The organism is Leifsonia williamsii (genome assembly GCF_030433685.1).
In the GTDB taxonomy this organism is placed as follows: domain Bacteria; phylum Actinomycetota; class Actinomycetes; order Actinomycetales; family Microbacteriaceae; genus Leifsonia; species Leifsonia williamsii.
In genome coordinates, this window is sequence record NZ_JAROCF010000001.1 from 1,304,735 (window position 1) to 1,328,636 (window position 23,902).

17 protein-coding genes are annotated in these 23,902 nt (G+C 72.2%); 9 read left to right on the forward strand and 8 right to left on the reverse strand.

Going from position 1 to position 23,902, the window contains the following annotated elements:
- Positions 1-25 precede the first annotated feature (25 nt).
- From P5G50_RS06170 to P5G50_RS06200, 7 genes are all read right to left on the reverse strand, one after another.
- Positions 26-2,128, reverse strand: a complete 2,103-nt coding sequence (locus P5G50_RS06170; protein ID WP_301210479.1) for an acyltransferase family protein — start codon at positions 2,126-2,128, stop codon at positions 26-28.
- A 68-nt stretch (positions 2,129-2,196) separates the two neighbouring features.
- Positions 2,197-2,685, reverse strand: coding sequence for a YajQ family cyclic di-GMP-binding protein (locus P5G50_RS06175; RefSeq protein ID WP_301210480.1), 489 nt, complete (start codon positions 2,683-2,685; stop codon positions 2,197-2,199).
- A 59-nt stretch (positions 2,686-2,744) separates the two neighbouring features.
- Positions 2,745-5,129 (reverse strand): glycosyl hydrolase family 95 catalytic domain-containing protein, encoded by a 2,385-nt coding sequence (locus P5G50_RS06180; protein WP_301210481.1) that lies wholly within the window; start codon positions 5,127-5,129, stop codon positions 2,745-2,747.
- Entirely contained in the window at positions 5,126-6,085 is a 960-nt protein-coding gene (locus tag P5G50_RS06185; RefSeq protein WP_301210482.1) for an acetylxylan esterase, read from the reverse strand. Before P5G50_RS06185 ends, P5G50_RS06180 begins: the two co-directional genes overlap by 4 nt.
- Positions 6,082-7,170: an enolase C-terminal domain-like protein gene (locus P5G50_RS06190; RefSeq protein ID WP_301210484.1), complete on the reverse strand. Its 1,089-nt coding sequence runs from the start codon at positions 7,168-7,170 to the stop codon at positions 6,082-6,084. The genes P5G50_RS06185 and P5G50_RS06190 overlap by 4 nt, the downstream gene beginning before the upstream one ends.
- A gap of 80 nt (positions 7,171-7,250) precedes the next feature.
- On the reverse strand, positions 7,251-9,761 hold the full coding sequence (locus P5G50_RS06195) for a X2-like carbohydrate binding domain-containing protein (protein ID WP_301210486.1): 2,511 nt from the start codon (positions 9,759-9,761) through the stop codon (positions 7,251-7,253).
- Positions 9,762-9,862: 101 nt separating this feature from the next.
- Complete coding sequence (locus P5G50_RS06200) at positions 9,863-12,067, reverse strand: alpha-galactosidase (RefSeq protein ID WP_301210487.1); 2,205 nt, start codon at positions 12,065-12,067, stop codon at positions 9,863-9,865.
- A gap of 86 nt (positions 12,068-12,153) precedes the next feature.
- Between P5G50_RS06200 and P5G50_RS06205 the strand changes: the two genes are divergently transcribed.
- From P5G50_RS06205 to P5G50_RS06235, 7 genes are all read left to right on the forward strand, one after another.
- Positions 12,154-13,119, forward strand: a complete 966-nt coding sequence (locus tag P5G50_RS06205) for a carbohydrate ABC transporter permease (RefSeq protein ID WP_301210488.1) — start codon at positions 12,154-12,156, stop codon at positions 13,117-13,119.
- Positions 13,119-14,075 (forward strand): carbohydrate ABC transporter permease, encoded by a 957-nt coding sequence (locus P5G50_RS06210; protein WP_301210490.1) that lies wholly within the window; start codon positions 13,119-13,121, stop codon positions 14,073-14,075. Before P5G50_RS06205 ends, P5G50_RS06210 begins: the two co-directional genes overlap by 1 nt.
- On the forward strand, positions 14,072-16,498 hold the full coding sequence (locus tag P5G50_RS06215) for a glycosyl hydrolase family 95 catalytic domain-containing protein (RefSeq protein WP_301210491.1): 2,427 nt from the start codon (positions 14,072-14,074) through the stop codon (positions 16,496-16,498). Before P5G50_RS06210 ends, P5G50_RS06215 begins: the two co-directional genes overlap by 4 nt.
- A gap of 7 nt (positions 16,499-16,505) precedes the next feature.
- The gene (locus P5G50_RS06220) at positions 16,506-17,849 is read left to right on the forward strand and encodes an ABC transporter substrate-binding protein (protein ID WP_301210492.1); all 1,344 of its coding nucleotides are present in this window, start codon (positions 16,506-16,508) and stop codon (positions 17,847-17,849) included.
- Between the two features lie 67 nt (positions 17,850-17,916).
- Entirely contained in the window at positions 17,917-19,083 is a 1,167-nt protein-coding gene (locus P5G50_RS06225; protein ID WP_301210493.1) for an ROK family protein, read from the forward strand.
- 44 nt (positions 19,084-19,127) lie between these two features.
- Positions 19,128-20,219, forward strand: a complete 1,092-nt coding sequence (locus P5G50_RS06230; protein ID WP_301210494.1) for a mandelate racemase/muconate lactonizing enzyme family protein — start codon at positions 19,128-19,130, stop codon at positions 20,217-20,219.
- 23 nt (positions 20,220-20,242) lie between these two features.
- Positions 20,243-21,100, forward strand: coding sequence for a PHP domain-containing protein (locus tag P5G50_RS06235; RefSeq protein ID WP_301210495.1), 858 nt, complete (start codon positions 20,243-20,245; stop codon positions 21,098-21,100).
- A gap of 156 nt (positions 21,101-21,256) precedes the next feature.
- Here P5G50_RS06235 and P5G50_RS06240 read toward each other — a convergent pair whose 3' ends face one another.
- Positions 21,257-22,021, reverse strand: a complete 765-nt coding sequence (locus P5G50_RS06240) for an SDR family oxidoreductase (RefSeq protein ID WP_301210496.1) — start codon at positions 22,019-22,021, stop codon at positions 21,257-21,259.
- A 173-nt stretch (positions 22,022-22,194) separates the two neighbouring features.
- On the opposite strand from P5G50_RS06240, the gene P5G50_RS06245 reads away from it, so the two are divergent.
- Complete coding sequence (locus P5G50_RS06245; RefSeq protein ID WP_301210497.1) at positions 22,195-22,956, forward strand: SDR family oxidoreductase; 762 nt, start codon at positions 22,195-22,197, stop codon at positions 22,954-22,956.
- A gap of 9 nt (positions 22,957-22,965) precedes the next feature.
- Entirely contained in the window at positions 22,966-23,859 is an 894-nt protein-coding gene (locus tag P5G50_RS06250; RefSeq protein ID WP_301210498.1) for an RNA polymerase sigma-70 factor, read from the forward strand.
- The last annotated feature ends 43 nt before the right edge of the window (positions 23,860-23,902 follow it).

Here is a 23,902-nt window from a genome sequence, read left to right on the forward strand (position 1 = left end):
GCAGCCCGACTGAGCCGGGCCGCGCTCAGCCCGCGAGCACGCCCGCGAACGCCTCGCGCATCGCGGGCACCAACCGCAGCACGTACGTGCTGATCGGGTGCCAGGTGTCGCGCTTGACGAGCGTGTCGCCGGCGAAGGCCGGGCACCGTCCCTCGACGCAGAACCAGGCCAGGTTGTCGACGACGGAGCCGCTGTGCGCCGCGGCGACCTCGCCGAGCATGGCCATCGAGGTCCGGTAGTCGGACTGCGACACCTTCGTCAGGCAGGCGGAGGGCGCCGTGCGCGGCGAGTAGCAGTCCGCGAGGTTGGCGCCGTACGGTGGCGGCGGGAGAACGACGAGGTTCCCGTAGGAGCCGTCGAGCGCCGACAGCTGCCGGTCGAAGCCCGCCCGCCAGGCGGGGAGTGTGGCCTTCTTGCCCGTGTCGACGTCGTTGCCGCGCAGGTAGGTGTTCGACACGATGACGAGATCGGGGTGGATCGAGCGCACGAGGTCGACCTCGCTCTGCCTGCGCGCTGCGCACGTCTCGGCGGCCCGGGCGGACGCGCCGATGCGCACGTCGACGAAGGGGCACGCGTAGAGGGCGGCCGAGCTCAGCCTCCACTCGCCCGATCCGACGACCTGAGCCAGGGCGGGGAGGTACGCGGCCGCGATGGAGTCGCCCACCAGCACCGCCGTGTGCGGCGCGTTCGGGTCGCCCCAGGTGCACTCCGCCTGGCTGTAGCCGCCGGAGGAGCACTTGTCGAAGTCGCGGTCGACCTCGACGCCGACGGGGTCTCCCGGGTCCTGCTGGAGCTGCGGCCAGGCGGTCGCGGAGAGCGCGGCCGTCAGCTGCTCCTGGAGGTCGGCGGTCGCGGCGCCCTGGCCGGCTTCACCTGCCGTCGGCGGGGTGGAAGGGGTGGAGGGCGCGGAGGGCGAGACCGGGCCGGCTGCAGCGCCTCCCGCCGTCGCAGCAGGGCCACGGTCGAGCAGGAGCGCGAACACCACGCTCGCGCACGCCAGCGCCGCCAGCGCGGAGATGCCGACGGTCGTGGAGCGGCGGACGCTCGTCTCCGACCGCTCGCGCCGCGGCTCCAGCCACTGGGAGCGGCGCACCGGCTCCTCGACGTAGCGGTACGACAGCGCGGCGAGGCCGCCGCTGACGACGACGGCGACCACGGCGGGGAGGGGTGTGCCGTCGCCGTCCGCGATCAGCACGATCGCGGGGAAGTGCCACAGGTACAGCGAGTACGAGATGTCGCCGAGGTAGCCGGAGATGCGGTTGGTCAGCGGGTGCAGCCTCCCGTACCGCTCCGGCTCCCACGGGAAGGCGAGCACGAGCGACGTCGAGACGACCGCGAGCGCGGCCCAGGGGGCGGGGAACCCGGCGCCGCTCGGGGTGACGAGCGCGGCGGCGACGATCCCGGCGAGCCCGGTCGTGGCGAGCGCCGCGCGCAGCCACGGAGCCGCCCGCTGCGTCAGTGGGAGGGCCAGAGCGACGGCGCCGCCGAGCGAGAGCTCCCACAGGCGGGCGGGCGTGACGAAGTATGCCGAGCCGGGGTCGGCGTCGGTCAGCGTGAGCGCGAGGACGAACAGCAGGAGGGTCGCCCCGAGCGTGAGCAGCGCGACCGCCGGGCGGCGCAGGGCGCTGGAGGCGGCGAGTACGCACAGCATCAGCAGGCCGAGCGGCCACACCAGGTAGTACTGCTCCTCCACCGAAAGCGACCAGAAGTGCTGCAGCGGCGACGTGGCCGACCCCTGCTGGAAGTAGTCGGTCTGGAGGCTCGCGAAGCGCCAGTTGGAGACGAAGCCGAGCGCGCTCGCCGCATCCAACAGCGTCGCCTGGAAGCGCCCCGACGGGAACAGCAGCCACGCACCGCCCACAGTGACCGCGACGGTCGCCGCGGCGGCGGGGAGCAGCCTCCTGGCGCGTCGACGGTAGAACGCGAGGAAGCGGATGCGGCCGGTGCGGTCGAACTCCCGGTACAGCACCGAGGTCATCAGGAAGCCGGACAGCACGAAGAAGACATCCACCCCGACGAAGCCGCCCGCTGGCACCCCGAATGCGTGATCGGCGACGACGAGCAGGACGGCGACGGCGCGCAGGCCCTGGATGTCGCGGCGGTGACCGGGGGCAGGACGGGACGGCAAGACGGACTCCTCGGGTGAAAGGAGTCAGTACAGCAGGTGCGCCGTGTGCCCTGTTCGGGGGTGGGCGCCTAGCGCATGTTCACGAACTGCAGGGCGACGTCGAGGTCGGCGCCCTTCAGGAGGGCGATCGTCGACTGGAGGTCGTCGCGGCTCTTGGAGGAGACGCGCAGCTCGTCGCCCTGGATCTGCGACTTGACGCTCTTGGGGGCCTGGTCGCGGATCAGCTTGTTGATCTTCTTCGCCGCCTCCTGGTCGATGCCGTTCTTGAGGCCGATCTCGATGCGGAACTCCTTGCCGGAGGCGTAGGGCTCGCCCGCGTCGAGCGACTTGAGGGTGATGCCGCGCTTGATCATCTTGGACTCGAGCACCTCGAGGACCGCCTTCACGCGCTCCTCGGTGCTGGCCTTGAGCAGGATCTTCTCGCCGCTCCACTCGACCGAGGCGCCGACGCCCTTGAAGTCGTAGCGCTGGTCGACCTCCTTGCGGGCCTGGTTGACGGCGTTGTCGGCCTCCATCTTGTCGACCTTGCTGACGACGTCGAACGAGGAGTCTGCCATGAGTGTGTTCCCATCTAGTCGAAGACGCGATCCAGTCTACGGACTGCGGCGGTGGTGGGTCAGAGGGTCGCGCTCTCGCCCGTCGCCAGCGTCAAGGTGACCCGGTCTTCGCCGACGCGGACCGTCACCGGACCGTCGCCTGCGACGCGCGTGACCGTCGCGTGCGAGAGTCTGCCCGCCTCCCACGTCAGGTCGACCGAGACGCCGCCGCGGGCGCGGAGGCCGGTGACCGACCCGGAGGGCCAGCCAGGGGGGAGGGCCGGGAGCAGGTGCAGCTCGCCCGCGTGGCTCTGCAGCAGCAGCTCGGCGATGGCCGCGGGGAGGCCCAGGCTGATGTCGACCTGGAAGGGCCGGTGCGCGCGCAGGAACGTGGGCACGAGGCCGCCCCAGGTCCAGCGCGGAGCGCCCCGCAGCTCCGGATCGCCCTCCTCCGGGAGGAAGGTGCTGCGGAGGACGGCCTCGGCAGCGGCTCCGTCGCGGAGCCGCGCCCGCAGTGCGATCGACCAGGCCCACGGCCAGCCTTCGGCGGGGTGCGCCCGCGAGGACACGAAGGCGGCGGCCGCGGCCGCGAGCTCCGGGTCGCGGTCGGCGTCGATGCGGCCGAGCGGGTACAGGCCGACGAGCGCAGAGAAGTGGCCGTGCGCGGGGTTCGGGTCGGCGCGGTCGACGTGCCACTCGCGGATGCGGCCGTCGGCGCCGACGGCGTCCGGCTCGATGCGCGGTCGCGCCGCGCGGGCCCGTGCCACGACCTCGTCGTCCACGCGGTCGAGCGCAGTGGCGGCCTCCACGAGGTCGTCGAGGAGCTGGGAGATCAGCGCGCGGTCGATGGCGGTGGCGCGGTCGACCGCGGCAGCACCCTCCCCGTGCACGAAGTGGTTCTCGGGCGAGGTGGAGGGCGAGGTCACGAGCCACGGACCGCCCTCGTCGAGCAGCCAGTCGAGGGCGAACTCGGCGGCGCCGCGCAGGATGTGCCAGGCACGGTCCGCCAGCCAGTCGCGGTCGAGGGTGAACCGGTAGTGCTCCATCAGGTGCGTGGCCGGCCAGGTGCCTCCGGTCATCCAGATCGCCCAGGCGGGATCGCCGTGGCCGCGGCCGACCGGGAGCGGCCAGCCCCAGAGGTCGGTGTTGTGGTGGGCGACCCAGCCGCGGGCGCCGTAGAGCTCGCGCGCGGCCTCCTCTCCGGTCCTGGCCATGAGCTCCAGGAGGTGGACGAGCGGCTCGACCGTGTCGGCGAGCCCGGTCGTCTCCGCGGCCCAGTAGTGCATCGGCACGTTGATGTTCGTCGTGTAGTTCGAGGACCACGGCGGGCGGAGGTCGTCGTTCCAGAGGCCCTGCAGGTTCACGGCGGGACCGCCGGGGCGGGAGGCGGACACGAGCAGGTAGCGGCCGTACTGGAACAGCGCCGGTGCGATCACGGCGTGGTCGTCGTCGGCGGGCAGGCGGTCGACGGTCACCTCGTCCGGGGTGCCGGCGAGACGGAGGGACGCCGCGGTGAGGAGTGGCCGCACATCGTCGCGGTGGCGGCGCAGCGCGTCGGCGGAGGGGTGAGCCAGTGCGGCGGTTGCGCGCGCGTGTGCGCGGGTCTCGTGCCGGTCGAGACCCGGCTCGGCCGAGCCCTCCCGGAACCAGTCCTCGGCTGCGGTCGAGGAGGCGATGGTGAGGCGGACGCTCGTCGCGTCGCGGATCACGAGGCGGTCGCCGACGACCTCGGCGGCGCCGTCGGTGGCGACCGCGACGGCCGCGGCGGCGAGGTTCTGCCAGCCGTCGTCGCGTGTGTCGGCGGGGTGGCCGGGCCGCGCCGGGTCACCGGACCAGCGGAAGGGCTCGACGTCCTGCTCGTGCAGGGGCGCGCCATCCACGGGGAGCTCGATGCCGAGGACGAGGGAGTCGGCGGTGAGCGTCCGGCTGCGCTCCCGCAGCCGTGTGGTGAGGCGCAGGTGCAGGTCGAAGCGGCCGCGCTCTGCGGTCAGCTCCACGATGACGGCGTCGTCGGGGCGGCTCGCCCACGAGCGGCGGACGACCGAGACGAGGTCGTTCTCGACGCGGTCGGTGTACACGGCGTCCTCCAGGTCGAGGGTGCGGCCGGTGAAATCGAGGGCGGCACCCGCGACCTCCAGCTGCGCGCGGACGTCGATGTACGGCAGGAACTCCTGGCTGTAGGTGCCCTCGAAGCGCATCAGCAGGCGCTCGGCGTCGTGCACGCGGCCGTCGCGGAGGGCGCGGCGCACCTCCTCCAGCGCCTCCGGCCCTGCGCCGCCCTGGACGAGGGCCGCCAGCTCGGAGCGCCAGGCGCCGGGGTCGCCCGACCAGACGGTGCCGTCGTTGACCTGCAGGTGGAGGCTGTCGCGGTCGCCGAGGATCATCGCGCCCAGCCGGCCGTTGCCGATCGGCGAGCCCTCGACCCAGCGGGCGGGCGGGGACTGCCAGCGGAGGCGGCGGGTCATGCGCGCGCCTCCCCGGTGCCCGAGCCGGCGCTTGCATCGGCGCCCGCGCCGAACCGCTCGCGCAGTACCGCGATCGCGCCCTGCCGGTCGGCGGTCGCTCCGGCCTCGTGCCCGGCGCCCGGCCACTCCCGGAAGACCACCGGAGCCGCGTACTCCTGCGCGGCGGCCCGGGCGGTCTCGGGCGGGCAGATGTCGTCCTCCAGGCCGTCGCTGATCCAACCGGGTGCCACGGCGTGCCGGGCGGAGGTGACGCCGTCGACGTAGGCCAGCGTCGCGGCGACCCTCGCGGCCCGGTCAGGGTGCTCGGTCAGGTACGCGCGCAGCTCCAGCCACGGGCCGTTCTGGGCGAAGCGGAGGCCGTCCGGCGCGTCCGTCAGGAAGGGGGCCTGCGCGAGGACCGCCACCAGGTCGGGCACGAGCGCTCCGACGCCCAGGGCGATGCCGCCGCCCTGGCTGTTGCCGATCGCGGCGACGCGCGCCGGGTCGACCGCGTCGAGCGAGCGGAGGGCGTCGACCGCGCGGGCGGCGTCGACGAAGACGCCGCGGTAGTAGGAGCGCCGCGGGTCGTCGATGCCGTCGAGGAGGTGGCCGGTGCTCCCGCCGCCCTGGCCGTGCGTGTCCACGACGAGGTGGGCCCAGCCCGCGGCCGACCAGGTGAGGTCGTCGATGGGGGAGAGGCGGCCGGCTCCGTAGCCGTTGGCGTGCAGGACGGCGGGGAGCGGGCCCGTGCGGTGGCGGGGGAGGCGCAGCCAGCCGCGCACGCGCCTCCCGTCGGCGCCGGCGAACGAGAGGTCGAGCACGTCGATGGTGGCCAGGCCGGAGTCGACCGCTTCGGCGCGAAGGTCGAGCGGGTGCCTGCGAGCCTCCTCCAGCGCCTCCGCCCAGAACACCTCGTAGTCGTCGGGCGTCGGCAGCGGATCGTGGCCGAGCAGCGCCGTGAACTCTCGGCGGGTCATGCGGCGAACCGATCGAGGCCGGCCGGGTAGTCGAGCCCGGCGGGGAGGGCGATGCCGGGCGCGGTCGGCGCGTGCAGCATCCCGTCCGCATCGACGGCGGCCTCGCGGCGCACGGGGTTCGAGGTCACGAGCGACTCGTAGTAGGTCGTGTTGGGGATCGCCATGCAGAGATGGTGGGTCGGCAGGTCGGAGCCGTGCACCTCCGCCCGCAGCAGGAAGGAGTCGGCGAGGTGGGCGGTGCGCATCGCGCCGGTGATGCCGCCGCGCAGGTTCGTGCTGGTCCGGACGCCGAACGTGGCGGCTCCGGCGCGGATGAAGTCGGCGGAGTCCATGTGGGCGCCGTCGGAGGTCTCGCCCACCAGCAGCGGGATGCGCACGGCGCGGGCGAGGGCTGCGTAGGCGCTCACGCTGAACTCGCGCATCGGCTCCTCGTACCAGAGGTAGCCGGCGTCGCCGAGCGCGTGGCCCAGCCGGATCGCGTCGGGGAGGTCGAAGCCGGCCGAGCCGTCGTACATGAGCGGCACCTCCGGCCCGACATGCTCGCGCAGCGCGTGGGCGAGGGCGGCGTCGCGGCGGGCGTCGCCCCAGGCGTGCAGCTTGATGCCCCGGTAGCCGAGCGCGAGTGCCTGGTCGGCCACGTCGAGGTATTCGGGGATATCGGCGAAGGTGCTCGTCGACGCGTAGGCGGGGATCGCGGTGCGGTAGCCGCCGAGCAGCCGCCAGACGGGCTCGCCCTGGAGGCGGCCGGCGAGGTCCCACAGCGCGGTGTCGACCAGCCCGAGCACGAACAGCGGGAGCTCGTGGATGCGGTCGAGCTCCCACACGCGATGCCAGAGCCACTCACGTTGCAGCGGGTCAGCGCCGATCAGCTCGGGGCGGAAGACGTTCTCGGCGAGGTACGAGAGCATCGCCCAGGCGCCGGGACGGGAGAGGAAGGCGACCCCCTCCGCGCCGGTGTCCGTGCCGATCCTCAGCACGGCGCCGTCGCCCGTGGCGGGGCTGCCGCTCAGACCGTCGCGCCAGAGGAACGGCGGGTCGGCGGGAGGGACGTCGACGCGGAACGCCTCGACCTGGGTGATCTTCATGGGGGCTCCAGGGGTCGGAGAGTGGAGGGGAGGGTGGGCCGGGAGCATCCCCGGCCCACCCGTGGATCAGCGGCGGGGGATCAGCGGACCGTGTAGCGGACGGCGTCGGCGCGCATCACGTCGCCCGACTCCTTCACCGCCATCACGGTGTGCTCGCCGTTGCGCAGGCCGGAGGTGCTGAAGACCTCCTGCTGCGTGCGGCGGGTGTCGCTGTGGGTGTCGACGCGCTTGGCCAGCTTTCCGTCGATGTACACGTCGACGACGCCCTGGTCGGGACCGGTCGGCGCCAGCAGGGAGACTCCCGTGCCGCGGAAGGTGTACGACACCGAGGCGCCCGCGTCCTTGGTCGCGTGCACGTCGTCCAGGTGGTCGCCGCGGAAGCCGACGTTCAGCGTCGTCGCGCCGAGCGGCAGCGTCGCGAGGTACGCCGTGCTCAGCGTCACGGTCGAGCCGGACACGGTGAAGTCGGCGCCCTTCTTCAGCGCGGCGCCGTTCGCGGTGATACCCGTGAACTCGTCGGCGTCGCGCAGGACCGAGAAGGTCGCCGCGGCGGGCGCCTTCGTGTCGTACGACACGGCCGACGGGTCGATGAGGCTCGGCTGGAGCACGTCGAGCCGGTCGAGCAGCATGAACCGCCCGGACTTCATCACCACGCGCAGCGTGTGCTGCCCGTTCGTGAGGTCGTTCGTCGTGAACACGGTCTGCTGCGGCACGTGCGGATTCGCGGGATCGCTGGAGGCGCTCACGGTCTTCACGAGCTGCCCGTCGATGTACACGTCGGCGTCGCCCTCCGACGAGTCGAGCTCGGTCAGGTACGAGATGCCCGTGCCCGTGAAGGTGTACGAGAACGCGTCTCCGGGATGCTCGGCGTAGTGCACGTCGTCCTGGTGGTCGCCGAAGCCGCGGCCCGAGCTGTAGCCCCACTGGCCGGAGTAGACGATGGCCGGGTCGGTGTCGTTGACCGCCGTGGTGCGGACCGGTCCCGTCGAGGTCGGCGGGGCGGGCGTGCCGGTGTCGGTCACGTTGACGGTGAGCGGCTGCGTGGTGGAGGCCACCTCGGCGCCGCCGTTGCGCGTCCAGCTGCCGCCGTACTGCACACCGAGCGCGTCGTCGTTCACGGTCACCGTCGCGCCCTTGTCCGGCGTGACCTTCAGCAGGCGGGCGCCGTGGATCGGCACGTCCTGGGCGGTGAAGCCGTCTGCGGCCTTGCCGAGGTTCTTGCGCGCCCACAGGTCGCGCACGGTCGCCGACCCGTCGAGGCCGATGTCGGACCAGTTCGCGGTGACGTCCGCCTCCGCCCGGCCCAGGTTGAACAGGGCGACCGTGTAGCTGCCGTCGGCGTTCAGCGCATACCAGACCTGCTGCTTGGTGGAGGTGGAGACCGGGCGGGCGGGCACGCCGGCCTGGTCGACGGCCACGACCTCGGGGTTGGTCAGCAGCTCGACGCCGAGCTTGTCGAGCTTCGTCATGTCGTTGCCGATGGAGAGCGGTGCGGCCGAGATCGACCACAGTGTCATCGCGGTGCGGCGCTCGTCGGGCGTGAGGCCGTCCATCTTCCCGTTGCCGACGTTGAGGGAGTCGAAGTCGTTCCAGCCGCCGGGGCCCGCGTGACGCCACCAGTCGGCGGCCCGCGGGAAGAGCCGGTTGATGTTGTCCCACTGGGTCAGGGCCTCGCCGTTGCAGTAGCACTCGACGTCCCACTCCACGCGCCAGCCGTTGGCGTACTGCTTCCACAGGTCGGCGTAGTTGATGTCGAGCGCCCACGAGAGCTCGAACCAGATGCCGTGCTTCTTGAGCGCCTTCGACCATGCGGCGACGTCGTCGCGGGCGTCGAGCGAGAGGTCGCTCACGCCCGAGCCGGGGGTGACGCTGTCGAACTTCAGGAAGTCGACGCCCCACGCGGCAAGCTGGTCGACGATCGAGTCGACGTACTTCTGGGCGCACGGGTTCGCGAAGTCGATGCGGTAGCCGATCTTCCAGTAGTCGGCCTGCTGCAGCGGCTGCTTCGCGATGTCGTGCGTGGTGCAGCCCGGCGCGTTCGCGATGGGGTATGCCTTCTCGTAGACGTCGGGGGAGATGCCGGGGATGAGGTACAGCCCGAACTTCTGCTTGTTGGCGTGCACGTGGTCGATGACCTTCTGCAGCCCGTCGGGGTAGAGCTTCGTGCTGGGAGCCGGGCGGCCGTTGTCGTCGGCGTGGTCGCTCCAGCCCGAGTCGACGTTGATATGGTCGTAGCCGGCCTTCTGCAGCTTCGCCTTCATCGCGTCGGACTGGGCGATGATCTGGTCGGCGGTGATCCACTGCGCGGTCGTGTAGACCTGCATGCTGTAGCTGCTCCAGCCCATGTACGGCTTGAGCGCCCAGGGGTCGGCGGTGGAGGCTGCCGGGGGCGTCGGGGTGGGGACGGTCGGGGTCGGGGTCGGGGTCGGGGTCGGGGTGGGCGTGGGCTTCGGCTTGGCTGCCGTGGCCGGTATCGCAGAAGGGGTCGGCGTCGCGGCGGCGGGCAGGGCGGCGCCTGCCGCCAGTCCCAGGGCCGCGACCGTCACGACGAGGGCTCGGAGCCCCCGGCGCGCACGTGTCGTGCTGGTCATGCGTTCTTCCTCTCTGAAGAGCCCCGGCGCGTCGGTGCGCGGAGGCGATCGGTGCGGTGGGCCGTTCGAGGGGCAGGACGCCCGGTGACCGGCCGGCGGCGTCAGGCCGTCCGGACGAGGTCGAGGAGCATCGCCTGCTGCGGGTTGAGGGTGGGCAGGGGGACGCCGGCGACGGCGAGCACCGCGCCGGGGAGGGAGACGCCGTCCGGCGTGAGCGCGGCGGTCACCCAGCTCGGGTCGGCGCTCTGGTGCCGGCTGGCGACGCCGAGCTCGTCGCGGACGCGCACGGTGTAGACGGCGTCCTGGTCGAGGCCGGGGAAGCGCACGCGCCCCGACTGCCCGGGAGCGGAGGTGGCCAGCCGCGCCCAGGTGTAGACGGCCCGGGAGCCGTCGGCGGCGACGATCCCGCTGAGCACGGTCGCGTCGTCGGCGAGGTCGGCGTTGACGACCCGGCCGCTGTGGAGCAGCCCGCGCAGCTCGCGGTAGAGGGCGCCCCAGCGCGTGATCAGGTCGAGCTCGGCGTCGGACGCCTCCTGCAGGTCCCACTCGATGCCCGCGTGCGCGGTCAGCGCGACGGTGAGCCGGAACGACAGGTCGGTGCGGCGGGAGGTGGTGTGCGAGCGCTCGGCGCCGAGGTGCGAGCCGATCAGCTCGGGCGGGAGGAGCATCCGCGTCCAGCGCTCGATCTGGAGCCGCTCGACGGGGTCGTTGCAGTCGGAGGCCCAGACCCGGTCGGTGCGGTCGAGGATGCCGAGGTCGACCCGGCCGCCGCCTCCCGAGCAGGTCTCGATCTCGAGGTGCGGGTGCCGCGCGCGGAGGGTGTCGAGCATCCGGTAGAGGGCGAGCGTCTGCTCGTGGACCGCCGGCCGGTCGACGCCGACGAAGCCGCTCACGGCCTCAGACAGATCGCGGTTGTGATCCCACTTGATGTAGTCGACGGCGTACTCGTCGACGATCGCGCTGATCTGGTCGAGCACGTGCTCGTACGCGTCGGGCCGGGTGAGGTCGAGCACGTACTGGGAGCGGGCGGTCGCGCCGAGCTGCTGCCGCGGGCCGAGGACCCAGTCGGGATGCGCCCGAGCGAGGTCGGAGTCGAGGTTGACCATCTCGGGCTCGAACCAGATGCCGAACTGCATGCCGTGCGAGCGGACCAGGTCGACCAGCGGGCTGAGGCCGTCCGGCCACACCGCGCGGTCCACGACCCAGTCACCGAGGCCGGCGTTGTCGTCGCGGCGGCCGTGGAACCAGCCGTCGTCGAGCACGACGCGCTCGACGCCGACGCGCGCGGCGCGCTCGACCAGGGCGGTGAGGCGCGTCAGGTCGTGGTCGAAGTAGACCGCCTCCCACGAGTTGAGGGTGAGCGGGCGCGGCGAGCGCGGGTGCGACGGCCGGGCGCGCAGGCGGCGGTGGAGGCGGTCGGCGAGGCCGTCGAGGCCGGCGTCGGACCAGACGAACAGCGCGGTCGGGGCGACGTAGCGGTCGCCGTCGGCCAGGGCGATCTCGCCCGGCCGCAGCCCCTCGCCGACGCCGATGGTGGCCGAGAGCGCGCCGGCCCCCTCGGTGAGCCGCTCCACCACGTACTCGGCGTCTCCGCTCCACGCGAGATGGGTGGCCCACGCCTCGCCGCGGCCGAAGCCGAGGTCCTCTGTGCCGGCCACGACGAGGAACGGGGCATCGTGTCCCGGCTTGCCGCGGCGCGCCCGCCGGACGTGGCTGCCGAAGAAGAGCGGCCCGCGCTGCGGAGCACGCTCGCGGCACCACTTGCCGGTGAAGTCGAGGATGTCGACGGCGCGCTCCGGCACCGGGAGCAGCACGCGGAGGGCGTCGAGCGTGTACGGGACGGCGGCGCCGTCGCTCGCGAGCGACGCGTCGCGCATCATCGTGACGTCGACGGAGAGCACGCCGAACCGGTCGAGCGCGATGGTCATGGTCGAGCGCAGGGCGGTGATCTCGTCGGCGAGGTCGATCTCGACCGTCCCGCCGCCCGCGGCGTCGACGCGGTGGCGGACGGCTTCGGTGGCCGGGCGCGGAGTGGTCGCCGAGCCGGCGGCGTGTCCTTCCTGCGCCGGCGTGCCCGCCCACCCTTCGAACTCGGTCGGCCACAGGCTGAACGTGCGCGGGATGTCGGGCGAGTTGTTGAGCACGGCCGGTCCGCCGGACTCGCGCAGCGCGTCGGCGGCGGCCGCGTCGAGCGGTCCGAGATCGGCTCCCCAGTGCAGCACGCGCGGCACGCGTCCCGCCGTGTCGAGGACGAGGGAGGTGCCTGCTGCGCGCAGGACGAGAACGGCGCCATAGCCGTCGAGCATGGGGAGCTCCTTGCGGATGTCGGTTACTTGACAGTGTCAATTAACCATGCCTAGTGTGTCCACTGCAACCCTGAGAAGGAAGACCAATGACGATCTCCAACGCCCCCATCGGGCTCGAACCGGCGCCGCCCGCCGGGCGCTCGAAGCGCCGCCCGCGCCGCGCCCTCAACGCAGGAGCCCCGTCGCACCGCGGTGACGCGAAGCTCGCCTGGATCCTCATCGCACCGGCGATGATCGGCTTCCTCGTCTTCGCCCTGTATCCGACTGTGCGCGGCATCTACCTGAGCTTCACCGACTTCCGGCTGCTCAGCGCACCGACCTGGATCGGCGTGCAGAACTTCGTCACGATGTTCCAGGACGACGTCTTCTGGAAGTCGCTCGGCATCACGGTCTACTTCGTGGTCATCGCCGTCGCCCTCACGCTCGCGGTCTCGATCGTCACCGCGGCGGTGCTGCACCGCGTGACGGAGTCGACGGTCCTGCGCGGGCTCATCATCCTGCCCTTCCTGATCTCGGGCGTCGTCGCGGCGACGGTGTGGTCGTGGATGCTCGACGCGCAGTTGGGCATCGTCAACCAGCTGGTGCACGCGCTGGGCGGGGACGGCATCCGGTTCCTCACCGCCCGCGAGTGGGCTGTCCCGTCGCTCGCGCTGATCCACGTGTGGAAGAACATGGGCTACACGTCGATCATCATCTTCGCGGGGATGCAGACCATCCCGCCGTCGATCTACGAGGCCGGCCGCCTCGACGGCGCGAGCGAGCCGAAGATGTTCATGCGCCTGACGCTGCCGCTGCTGCGGCCGATCCTGGCGCTCGTCGTCGTGCTCAACGTGATCGGCGCGTTCCAGGTCTTCGACATCGTGTCGGTCGCCACCAAGGGCGGCCCGGCGGACGCCTCCAAGGTGCTGCAGATGTACATCTACCAGAAGGCCTTCGGCCAGTTCGACTTCGGATACGCGTCGGCGATGTCGCTGGCGCTGTTCGCCATCCTGATCGTGATCACCTTCGTGCAGATGCGACTGCTGCGCGCGAGCGAATCGGACAACGCCTGATGACCACCACGACCGCACCCCGCCCGACGAGCCCCGCCCCGGCCGCGCCGGTCGCGGCCCCCGCACGCCGCCGCCGGCGTCGCCGGCCCTCCGCCGGACGGACCGTCGCGTGGGTCTACCTGATCGTCATCGTCGTCATCACGGTGTTCCCCTTCTACTGGATGCTGCGCTCGGCGCTCTCGAACAACTACGCGATGATCGCGAACCCGTCCTCGCCGCTGCCGGTCGGCTTCACCTTCGGGCCCTTCCTCCGGGTGCTCGGGCTGGAGGACCCGCAGGAGGCGATCGCGCAGGGCGGGTCGGGGGCGACGGTGCAGATCCTGCACTACCTGGTCAACTCGGTCGTCTACGCGACCATCTCGACCGTGCTGATCGTCTTCTTCTCGCTGATCGCCGCCTACGCGTTCGCTCGGCTGCAGTGGCGCGGGCGCGAGCTCGTCTTCTCGCTGTTCCTCGCGGCGCTGATGGTGCCGGGTATCCTCACGCTGCTGCCGAACTTCGTCCTGATCAAGGAGCTCGGCCTGCTGAACACCTTCGCCGGCATGATCCTGCCCGGCGCGCTGTTCTCGGCCTTCAACATCTTCTTCCTGCGGCAGTTCATGCTGGGGCTGTCGACGGAGGTGGAGGAGGCGGCGCTGATCGACGGCGCCGGGCGCCTCCGCGTGCTGTTCCGGCTCACCCTGCCGATGACCAGCGGACCGATCATCACGCTGTCGATCCTCGGCTTCATCGGGATGTGGAACGACTACTTCTGGCCGCTGCTGGTGACCACCGACTCCACCGTCCAGCCGCTCACGCTCGGACTCGCGGTGTTCAAGCAGTCGTCGCCGCAGACCCAGCCGGACTGGGCGGGTCTGATGGCCGCCACCCTGGTCGCGGCGCTGCCGATGCTGATCCTGTTCATGGTGTTCGGCAAGCGCATCGTGAACTCCATCGGCTTCTCGGGGCTGAAGTGACCGCGCGCACGCTGCAGCTCGCCTGGCGCGAGCCGGCCCGGCACTGGGAGGAGGCCCTCCCGATCGGCGACGGCCGCCTCGGCGCGATGGTCTTCGGCGGCGCCGACGGCCGCTACCAGGTGAACGACGCCACGGTCTGGTCGGGCACGCCGGACGGTCCGGCGGAGGGCCTGCGCCAGGTGCTCGCGGCCGGTGCAGGGCCCGAGCGGTTGCGGGAGGTGCGGGAGGCGCTCGCCGCCGGCGACCTCGACCGCGCCGAGGCGCTCCTGCTCACCTTCGAGGGCCGGTACAGCCAGGAGTTCCTGCCGTTCGTCGACCTGGTCGTGGGAGTTCCGGGCGCCGTGCCCGTCGACGGCGAGCCCGCCCGCGTGCTCGACCTCGACCGCGCCGTCGTCGAGGAGGCTCTGCAGGTCGGCGCAGCACGGGTCACGCGCACCTCGTGGGTCGCGGGCGGCGTGCTGCTGGTGAGCATCGCCTCCGACGAGCCCCTGCAGGAGGTGCGGCTCGCGCTGAGCACACCGCTGCGGTCGCTCGGAGTGGCTGCCGGGGATGGCGTCATCGCCCTCGATGTCGCCGTCCCGGTCGACGGCGCGCCCCTCCACGAACCGTCCGTCGTCCCTGCGCTGCGCTACGCGGAGCCGGGCGACGGCTACGACGGCTTCGCCGCCGCGGCCCTCGCGGTGCGGAGCGACGGCACGACGGAGACCGACGACTCCGGTCTGACGATCCGTCGTGCGCGTCGGCTGCTGATCGCCCTCTCGTCGTCGACCCGCGCTGAGTCGTGGTGGGCCGGCGCGGACGACGAGGGGCGGACCGTCTCGCCCGAGACGATCCGGGACCGCGCCACGGCCCGCGCCCTCGACGCCGTCGCCGGGGGAGCGGAGCCGGCCGCGGGTGACGCGCCACGTCACCCCGCGGCGGCGCGGTTCGCGATCGGCGGCCGGCGCGACGGTCGCTGGGACGTCGAGGCCGACGTGCTGCGCGGCGGCGACGACGCTCTGCGGGCGACCATCGCCGCCGAGTACGGCCGCTACCTGCTGCACTCCTCGTCGCGCGCCGGCAACCCGGCCGCGAACCTCCAGGGCATCTGGAACGGGGAGCTGCGCCCGGCCTGGTCGTCGAACTATACGATCAACATCAACACGCAGATGAACTACTGGGCCGCCGGCCCGCTCGGGCTCACGGCCGACGCCGAGCCGCAGCTCGCGCTGGTGGAGCGGATGGCCGCGACCGGCCGAGACGTCGCGCGCGAGCTCTACGGCGCCCGCGGCTGGGTCGCGCACCACAACAGCGACCTCTGGGGCTGGAGCCTCCCGGTCGGCATGGGCCGCGGCGCGCCGAGCTGGGCGATCTGGATGATGGGCGGCGTCTGGCTCTGCCACTCGCTCTGGGACCACTACGAGTTCTCCGGCGACACCGCGCTGCTGCGCGACCGCCTCTTGCCCCTGCTGCGCGGCGCCACCGAGTTCTGCCTCGACTGGATGCAGGTCGGCGACGACGGGGAGGCGGTCTTCGCCCCCTCCACCTCGCCCGAGAACACGTACCGCGACGCCGCCGGGACCCCGCGCGCCCTGGGGCTCACCGCTACCGCGGACCGCGAGCTTGTCCGCGGCCTGTTCCGGCGCACACTCGTCGCCCTCGAGGTGCTCGGCATCGACGACCCTCTGCGACGGGAGGTGGAGGCGGCGCTCGCCGTCATCCCGGAACCCGGCGTGGGCAGCGACGGCCGTTTGCTCGAGTGGTCGCGGGAGGTCCCGGAGCACGAGCCGGCGCACCGGCACCTCTCGCCGCTGGTCGGCCTGTACCCGCTGGACCTGATCACGCCGGACGGGACGCCCGCGCTGGCGGAGGCCTCCCGGCGCTTCCTCGACGCCCGTGGCGACGGCGCCATGGGCTGGTCGTGGGCATGGAAGATCGCGCTGCGCGCGCGCCTGGGCGACGGCGAGACCGCGCACGAGCTGCTGCAGCAGGCGCTCACCCCGTACGACGGCGACGCCAGGAGGCACGGACCCGTCGACGGCTCCGAGTGGGGCGGCCTGCTGCCGAACCTGTTCAGCACCCATCCGCCGTTCCAGATCGACGGCAACCTGGGCTTCTCGGCGGCCATCGCCGAGCTGCTGCTGCAGAGCCACACGGGCGTGCTGCACCTGCTGCCCGCGCTGCCGGCGGCCTGGCCGGAGGGCCGCGTCGACGGGCTGGGCGCCCGCGGCGGCCTGACCGTCGACCTCGCCTGGTCGGCGGGCCGCCTGGAGGGCGCCGTCCTCCGCAACCCGCACCCCGAGCCGCGCGACGTGCGCGTGCGGCTCGGCGCCGACAGCTTCGACGTCTGCCTCCCCGCCAACGGGGAGCACGTCGTCACAGACCCACCACAACAACCCGCCCCCACCCCGACACCGACGATGGTGTCCGGGCAATCACAGTGAGGAACTCATGAAGAAGCTCCGCATCATCGCCGGCATCGCCGCGGCCGGAATCGCGGCCCTCGGCCTCGCCGGGTGCTCGACCGCCGGCGGCGGCTCCGGCGACAAGGTCACCGTCAACTGGTGGACCTGGGACGACCACCAGGCCGCCAACTACAAGCTGTGCATCCCCGGCTTCGAGAAGGCCAATCCCGACATCACGGTGAAGATCTCGCAGTACAACGTCAACGACTACTTCACCAAGCTGACCGCCGGGTTCGTCTCGGGCACCGCCCCTGACGCGTTCCAGAACAGCGTGCCGCTGCTCGGCCAGTACGCCGGCCAGAAGCAGATCATGCCGCTGGACGATCTGATCAAGAAGACCGACTTCGACATGAAGAAGTTCGACATCGGCGTCGACTCGTGGAAGTACACCGACGGCAAGCAGTACGGCATCCCGCTCGACTGGGCCGGCTCGGCGATCTACTTCAACGAGGACATGGTCAAGGCGGCCGGCCTCACCGACCAGGACATCAAGACCATGACCTGGAACCCGGACGACGGAGGGACCTTCGACAAGATCGTTTCGCACCTCACGATCGACCAAAACGGCAAGCGCGGCGACGAGCCCGGCTTCGACAAGGCGCACGTGAAGACGTACGGCATCGGCACCCTCGCCGCCGGCGACTTCAACGGCCAGACCTCCTGGAACCCGTTCGTCACGACCCTCGGCTGGAAGCTGGCCGGCGACGTGAAGGCGTGGCCGAAGACGCTGCCGTTCGACGACCCGCGCCTGGCCAAGACGCTCGACTATGTGCGCACCCTCGGCGACCGCGGACTGATGCCGAAGTTCGGCCAGTTCACCGTCTCCGCCTCCGAGCAGATGGGCGCCGGCCAGGTCGCCATGGCCCAGGACGGCACGTGGAACGCGACCAGCATCACCAAGGTGCCGAACCTCAAGGTCGGCATCGCCCCGACGGTGGAGGGGCCGGAGGGTCGCGGCATGATCAGCAACTCCAACGCGAACAACATCTTCGTGGGCACCAAGCACGTCGACCAGACGTGGAAGTGGGTCTCGTACATGGGCACCGTGGAGTGCCAGACCACCGCGGGCAAGACGGCCACCTTCCTCCCCTCGATCGCGGAGGCGCTGCAGTCGACGGTCGACGCGCAGAAGGCCGACGGGGTCGACATCTCGAGCTTCGTCGACGCGCTGAAGAAGGGTGAGCTGTACCCCTCCCCGCCGGTCGCCAACGGACAGGAGCTGACCGATACGCTTCAGCCCATGTTCGAAGGGTTCTTCAACGGCGACGGCACCACGTCGTTCCTGAAGACGGCGCAGGAGAAGTCGGAAGAGATCCTCGCCAAGAAGTAGCAACCCGGGTGCGGCGGGCGGGGTCACCACCCCGCCCGCCGCTCCTGCCCGACAGAGGGAGCACCACATGAACGACGAGACGCAGACGCGGACCGCGCTGCTCGGTTCGTCGTCGGACGCGGCCACCCGCGTCTTCACCACGATCCTCACCCGCAGCCCGATCAGCCGCATCGACGTGGCCCGCATCACCGGGCTGTCGCAGGCGGCGGTCACCAAGGCCGTGACGCCGCTGGTCGCCGCCGGGCTCGTCAACGACACGCTCGACGCGAAGCCGACCGGCCTGCCCGGCCGCCCGGTCAGCCCGGTCGCCGTCGTACCCGACGCCGTCGTCGCGCTCGGCGTGAAGGTGAACATCGACGAGCTGGTCGGGGTCGCGACCGACCTGACGACCCGCATCATCACCTCCGACCGCCTCCCGCTGACCTCGCACGACCCCGTCGCGGTGGCCGACGCCATCGTGGAGATGTGCGACCGGCTGAAGGGGGAGCTGGGCGGCCTGCAGCCGCGGCTCGCGAGCGTCGGCGTCTCCGTCTCGGGCGACGTGGACACCGAGACCGGCGTCGTGCGCGACTCGGCCCAGATGGGCTGGCGGGGCGTGGAGCTGGGCGCGGCGCTGCGGGAGCGGCTCGGCCTGCGCGTGGTCGTCGACAACGACGTGCGCGCGCTCACCATCGGCGAGCACTGGTTCGGCGTCGGACTCGGCACCAACTCGTTCGCGATCGTCACGATCGGTCGCGGCATCGGCAGCGGCCTGCACCTGAACGGCGAGGTCGTCGAGGGCGCCTACGGCGTCGCGGGCGAGATCGGCCACCTCCCGCTGACCTCGCCCGACCGCATCTGCGCGTGCGGGCGCCGGGGCTGCGTGGAGGCCGTGGCGGCGACGAACGCGATCGTCGCCGCGATCTCGGCCGCGCACGGCAGGGACGTCTCCATCGAGGAGGCCGTCGACCTGGCCCGCGCCGGAGACGCGGCCGCCATCGACGCCTTCGGCGAGGCCGGAGCGGTGATCGGGCGGGCCATCGCCAGCCTGGTGAACATGGTCGGCCCCGAGCTCGTCATCATCGGCGGGGAGGGCGTCGCGAACTTCGACCTGTTCGAGGAGCGCCTGCGCCGCGCCTACGGCGAGCACGTCTTCGCGTCAGCCGACCGCTGCCGCATCGCGGTGCGACCGCACACCTTCGAGGACTGGGCGCGCGGGGCCGCCGCGACGGCCATCCGGTCGCTCGTCGTCTGACCCGGCCCACACCTCCACCACCTCCGAACCCCGAAAGGACAGCGATGGACGGCACCATCGTCAGCGCTGAGGCCTGGCTGAGCGACCTCGCGGTCGAGACCGTGCGCACCGACGCGGTGCAGTCGTTCCTCAAGCAGGAGACGATCTTCGTGCGCCTGCGCACCGCGGACGGCGTCGAGGGCATCGGCTACAGCTACACGATCGGCACCGGCGGCCGTGCCGTGCTCAGCCTGCTGCGCGAGACGCTGCTTCCCGTGCTCATCGGCAAGGATGCGAGCCGGCCCGAGGAGGTCTGGCGGTCGCTCCACGCTTCGACGCGCGCCACCTCCGTCGGCGTCATCACCTCCCTTGCGCTCGCCGCGGTCGACACCGCCGTGTGGGACGCGCGCTGCCGAGCGGCGGGGGTTCCGCTGTGGCAGGCGGCGGGAGGCGCCCAGCCGAGCATCCCGCTGTACGACACCGAGGGCGGCTGGCTGCATCTGCCGGCCGACGAACTCGTCGAGCAGGCCCTCGCATCGCAGCGCCGCGGGCTCGGCGGCGTGAAGCTCAAGGTCGGCAAGCCGGCCGCCCGCGAGGACGCCGAGCGTCTGGCGGCGGTGCGTGCGGCGGTGGGCCCCGGCCTCGACATCATGGTCGACGCCAACCAGTCCCTGACGGCCGCGGAGGCCATCCGCCGGGCGGCGCTGTTCGAGGAGCTCGACATCGGCTGGTTCGAGGAGCCGCTGCCCGCGGAGGACGTCGCCGGTCACCGCCGGCTCGCCGCCTCCACGAGCATCCCGGTCGCCGTCGGCGAGTCGGTCTACTCGGTCGGGCACTTCCGCGAGTACCTCCAGGCCGAGGCCGCCTCGATCGTGCAGGTCGACGTCGCCCGGGTGGGCGGCATCACGCCGTGGCTCAAGGTCGCGCACCTGGCCGAGGCGTTCAACGTCGCCGTGGCGCCGCACTTCCTGATGGAGCTGCACGTGTCGCTGTGCTGCGCGGTGCCGAACGCGCTCTACCTGGAGCACATCCCGCAGCTGCGCGCCATCACGCGCTCGGAGCTGACCGTGCAGGAGGGGCGGGCGCTCGCGCCGACGACGCCGGGCCTGGGCATCGAGTGGGATCTCGACGCGGTCGACGACCTGCGGGTGGCCTGAGCCGCGCCCGCTAGCATCGCGGCATGGGGATGCTGCCGGGCGACGGTCATGTGCACAGCGAGTGGTCGTGGGACACCGGTGGTCCGCACTCGGAGGCGGTGGGCCGGATGCGCGCGACCTGCGCCCAGGCGGTGCGCATCGGACTGCCGGCGCTGGTCTTCGGCGAGCACCTCGACATCCCGGGGAGCTGGCGGGCGCAGCCGGAGGACCTGCTGCCGCACCAGCGGCACTACGTGCAGCCCGACGGCCGGGTGGTGTTCGAGCCCTTCGACGCCGACGGGTACTTCGCGAGCATCGAGCGGGTGCGGCACGAGTTCCCGGAGCTGCGCATCCTCACGGGGGTCGAGTTCGGGCAGCCGCACCTGTACGAGGAGGAGGCGCGCCGGATCGTCGACCTGAGCCGCTTCGACCGGGTGAACGGCTCCCTCCACACGCTCGACCTCGGCGGCGGGCGCGCCGAGCCGAGCCGGCTGCTGCAGGAGCATCCCGCGGCCGACGTGATGAACGCCTACCTGGCCGAGGTGCCGCGGATGGTGGCGGGCTCCGACGCGTTCGAGGTGTTCACGCACCTCGACTATGCGCTGCGGCATTGGCCCGCCGCCGAGGCGGGGCCGTTCGACCCGCGCGACTTCGAGGACGGCATCCGCTCCGCGCTGCGGTCCATCGCCGAGGGCGGACGGGTGCTCGAGCTGAACACCCGGCGCCTCTGGTCGTGGCTGCCGCAGTGGTGGGCGGAGGAGGGTGGCGAGCGGATCACGTTCGCCAGCGACGCGCACACGCCGGACGCGCTCGCGAGCCGGTTCCCGGAGGCGGTCATCCTGGCCGAGACGTTCGGTTTCCGGCCCGGCCGGACGCCGGAGGAGCCGTGGTGGCGGCGGTGACCAGCGTGACGACGAGGGTGAGGCCCCGGCGGCGGGTGGGACCAGCCGCGCTCTGCTTGGCGCTGCCCCGTGGGGGTCGGGACCGCCTGAAACCCGGTGTTCCCGCTCTCATCTCGCGGCTCGGCCGGGGCCTCGTGTCGATGCTCGTGCTGCGGGTCAGCGACCGGTCGGTGCCGCCTGCTGCGCGCTGAGCCACTGCTCGAACGTGGTCGGGAAGACCTCGGCGTCCGGCGCGGGGACCAGCTCGCGGTCGGTGAGGTGCGCACCGAAGTAGCGGGCGTCGGGGTCGTCGACCACCGTGCGGCTGTCGCCGCGGGCGGCGAGGCCGCGGGTGATCAGCTCGGTGAGCCGGAACTCCTCCGGGCCGCTGACCTCGTGCACGCCGTTGACCGGCTCGCCGGCGGCCGCACGCGCGACGGCGGTCGAGACGTCCTCCGCCGCCATCGGCTTGATGAACACCGGGGCGAGGCGAACGGTGTCGCCGTCGGTGGCCGCGTCGGCGATCGACTTCACGAACTCGTAGAACTGGGTCGCGTGCACGATCGTGAACGGGATGCCCGACTCCGTGATCAGCGTCTCCTGCGCGACCTTGGCCCGCATGTAGCCGCTGTCGGTCATGCGCTCGGTGCCGACCACCGACAGGGCCACGTGATGCTTGACGCCCGCCTTCCTCTCGGCGGCGATCAGCGTGTTCGTGGCGGTCGTGAAGAAGTCCATCACCGCCTTGTCCTCGAACGACGGCGAGTTGGAGACGTCGACCACGACGTCCGCGCCGGCGAGGGCGGCATCCACACCCTCCCCGGTCAGCGTGTTCACGCCGGAGTTGGGGGAGGCGGCGACCGCTTCGTGCCCGTGCGCGTTCAGCTTCGCGACGACTTTCGAGCCGATCAGGCCGGTCCCTCCGATGACGACGATCTTCATGTGCTTCTCCTCGTTGTTGCGATGTCAGGATGCGCGCCCGGAACGGCCTCGCAACAGCTCTGACCGGACTCCGCCCACGGTTGTGACAGGAGGTGCGTGTCACATTCCCGCCCCCTGCGCGGTCGTAGTTGGTGACGCGGCGCGAACGCGCGCGCGAAGAAACGGAGAAGAGCATGAAGATCGTCGTCATCGGAGGGACCGGCCTGATCGGCCGCGGGGTGGTCGAGCTGCTGCGCGAGCGCGGGCACGAGGCGGTGGCGGCGTCGCCGTCGACCGGTGTCGACGCGGTCACCGGGCAGGGCCTCGCGGAGGCGCTCGCCGGCGCGGACGTCGTGGTCGACGTCCCCAACGCTCCCTCGTTCGAAGACGGCCCGGTGCTCGAGTTCTTCGAGCGCTCGACCGGCAACCTGGTGGAGGCCGAGAAGGCGGCGGGCGTCGGGCACCATGTCGTCCTCTCCATCGTCGGTGCCGACCGCATGCCCGACATCGGCTACATGCGGGCGAAGGTCGCGCAGGAGCGGATCGTGGGCGAGAGCGGCATCCCCTTCACGATCGTGCGGGCGGCGCAGTTCTTCGAGTTCATCCCGGCGCTCGCCGACGGGGCCACGCAGGGCGACACCGCGACCCTGTCGGACGTGCTGATGCAGCCGATCGCAGCGACCGACGTCTCGGCGGCGCTCGCCGAGGTGGCCGTCGTGTCGCCGGCGAACGACGTGATCGAGCTCGCCGGCCCGGAGCCGCTGCGGCTCGACGACCTCGCGCGCCAGGTGCTGGCTGCGCGCGGCGACGCGCGCACGGTGCGGACCGACCCCGCGGCGGGGTACTTCGGCGGGACGGTGGACGACACCTCGCTGGTGCCGGGCAACGACCCACGGGTGACGGATCAGCGCTTCGGGGCGACGTCGTTCTCGCAGTGGCTGGAGGCCGGGCACTAGCATTCGATCATGTCCATCGGGAGCCAGGCGGAGCGGGACCTCGACACGGCGGCGGAGACGTTCGCCGCCGTGCGGCCGCGCCTGTTCGGAATCGCCTACCGGATGCTCGGCACGGTGGCCGACGCCGAGGACCTCGTGCAGGAGACCTGGCTGCGCTGGCAGGCGTACGACCGGGCGAGCGTGCGCGAGCCGGCGGCGTTCCTCGCCACGACCATCACCCGGCTGGCGATCAACCAGGCGCAGTCCGCCCGCGCCCGCCGCGAGACCTACATCGGGCCGTGGCTGCCCGAGCCGGTGGACACCAGCGCCGACCCGTCGCTCGGGGCCGAGCGGGGGGAGGCGCTGGAGTTCGCCGTGCTCGTCCTCCTCGAGAAGCTGCCGCCGACCGAGCGCGCGGCGTACGTGTTGCGGGAGGCGTTCGACTACCCGTACGCGCAGATCGCGGACATCATCCAGGCGTCGGAGGCGTCGGCCCGGCAGCTCGTCAGCCGGGCCCGCAAGCACCTCACCGAGGAGCGGCACGTGCGCGAGGTGACCCACGAGGAGCAGCGGAGGATGCTCGGCGCGTTCCTCGAGGCGGCGCAGTCCGGCGACATGGCCGCGCTCGAGAGCCTGTTCACGGCCGACATCGTGAGCTACTCGGACGGCGGCGGCCTGGCCCGCGCCTCCCGCATCCCGGTGCGCACCCGCGAGGTCGTCGCCAAGTACGTGCACGCCTTCGCGGACCGCTTCTGGGTCGGCGAGGTGCGGATCGTGGAGGCGAACGGCGCTCCGGCGGCCGTGCTCGTGCGCGACGGCGCGATCGTCGCGTTCATCACGCTCGACGTCACCGCCGACGGCATCCGCCGCCTGCAGTGGGTGCTCAACCCGCAGAAGCTGGAGCGGCTGCCCCTGCCCGTGTGAATCCTGCGCCGGCCGTCACAAACGGCGGCCCTGTCCGGTCTTA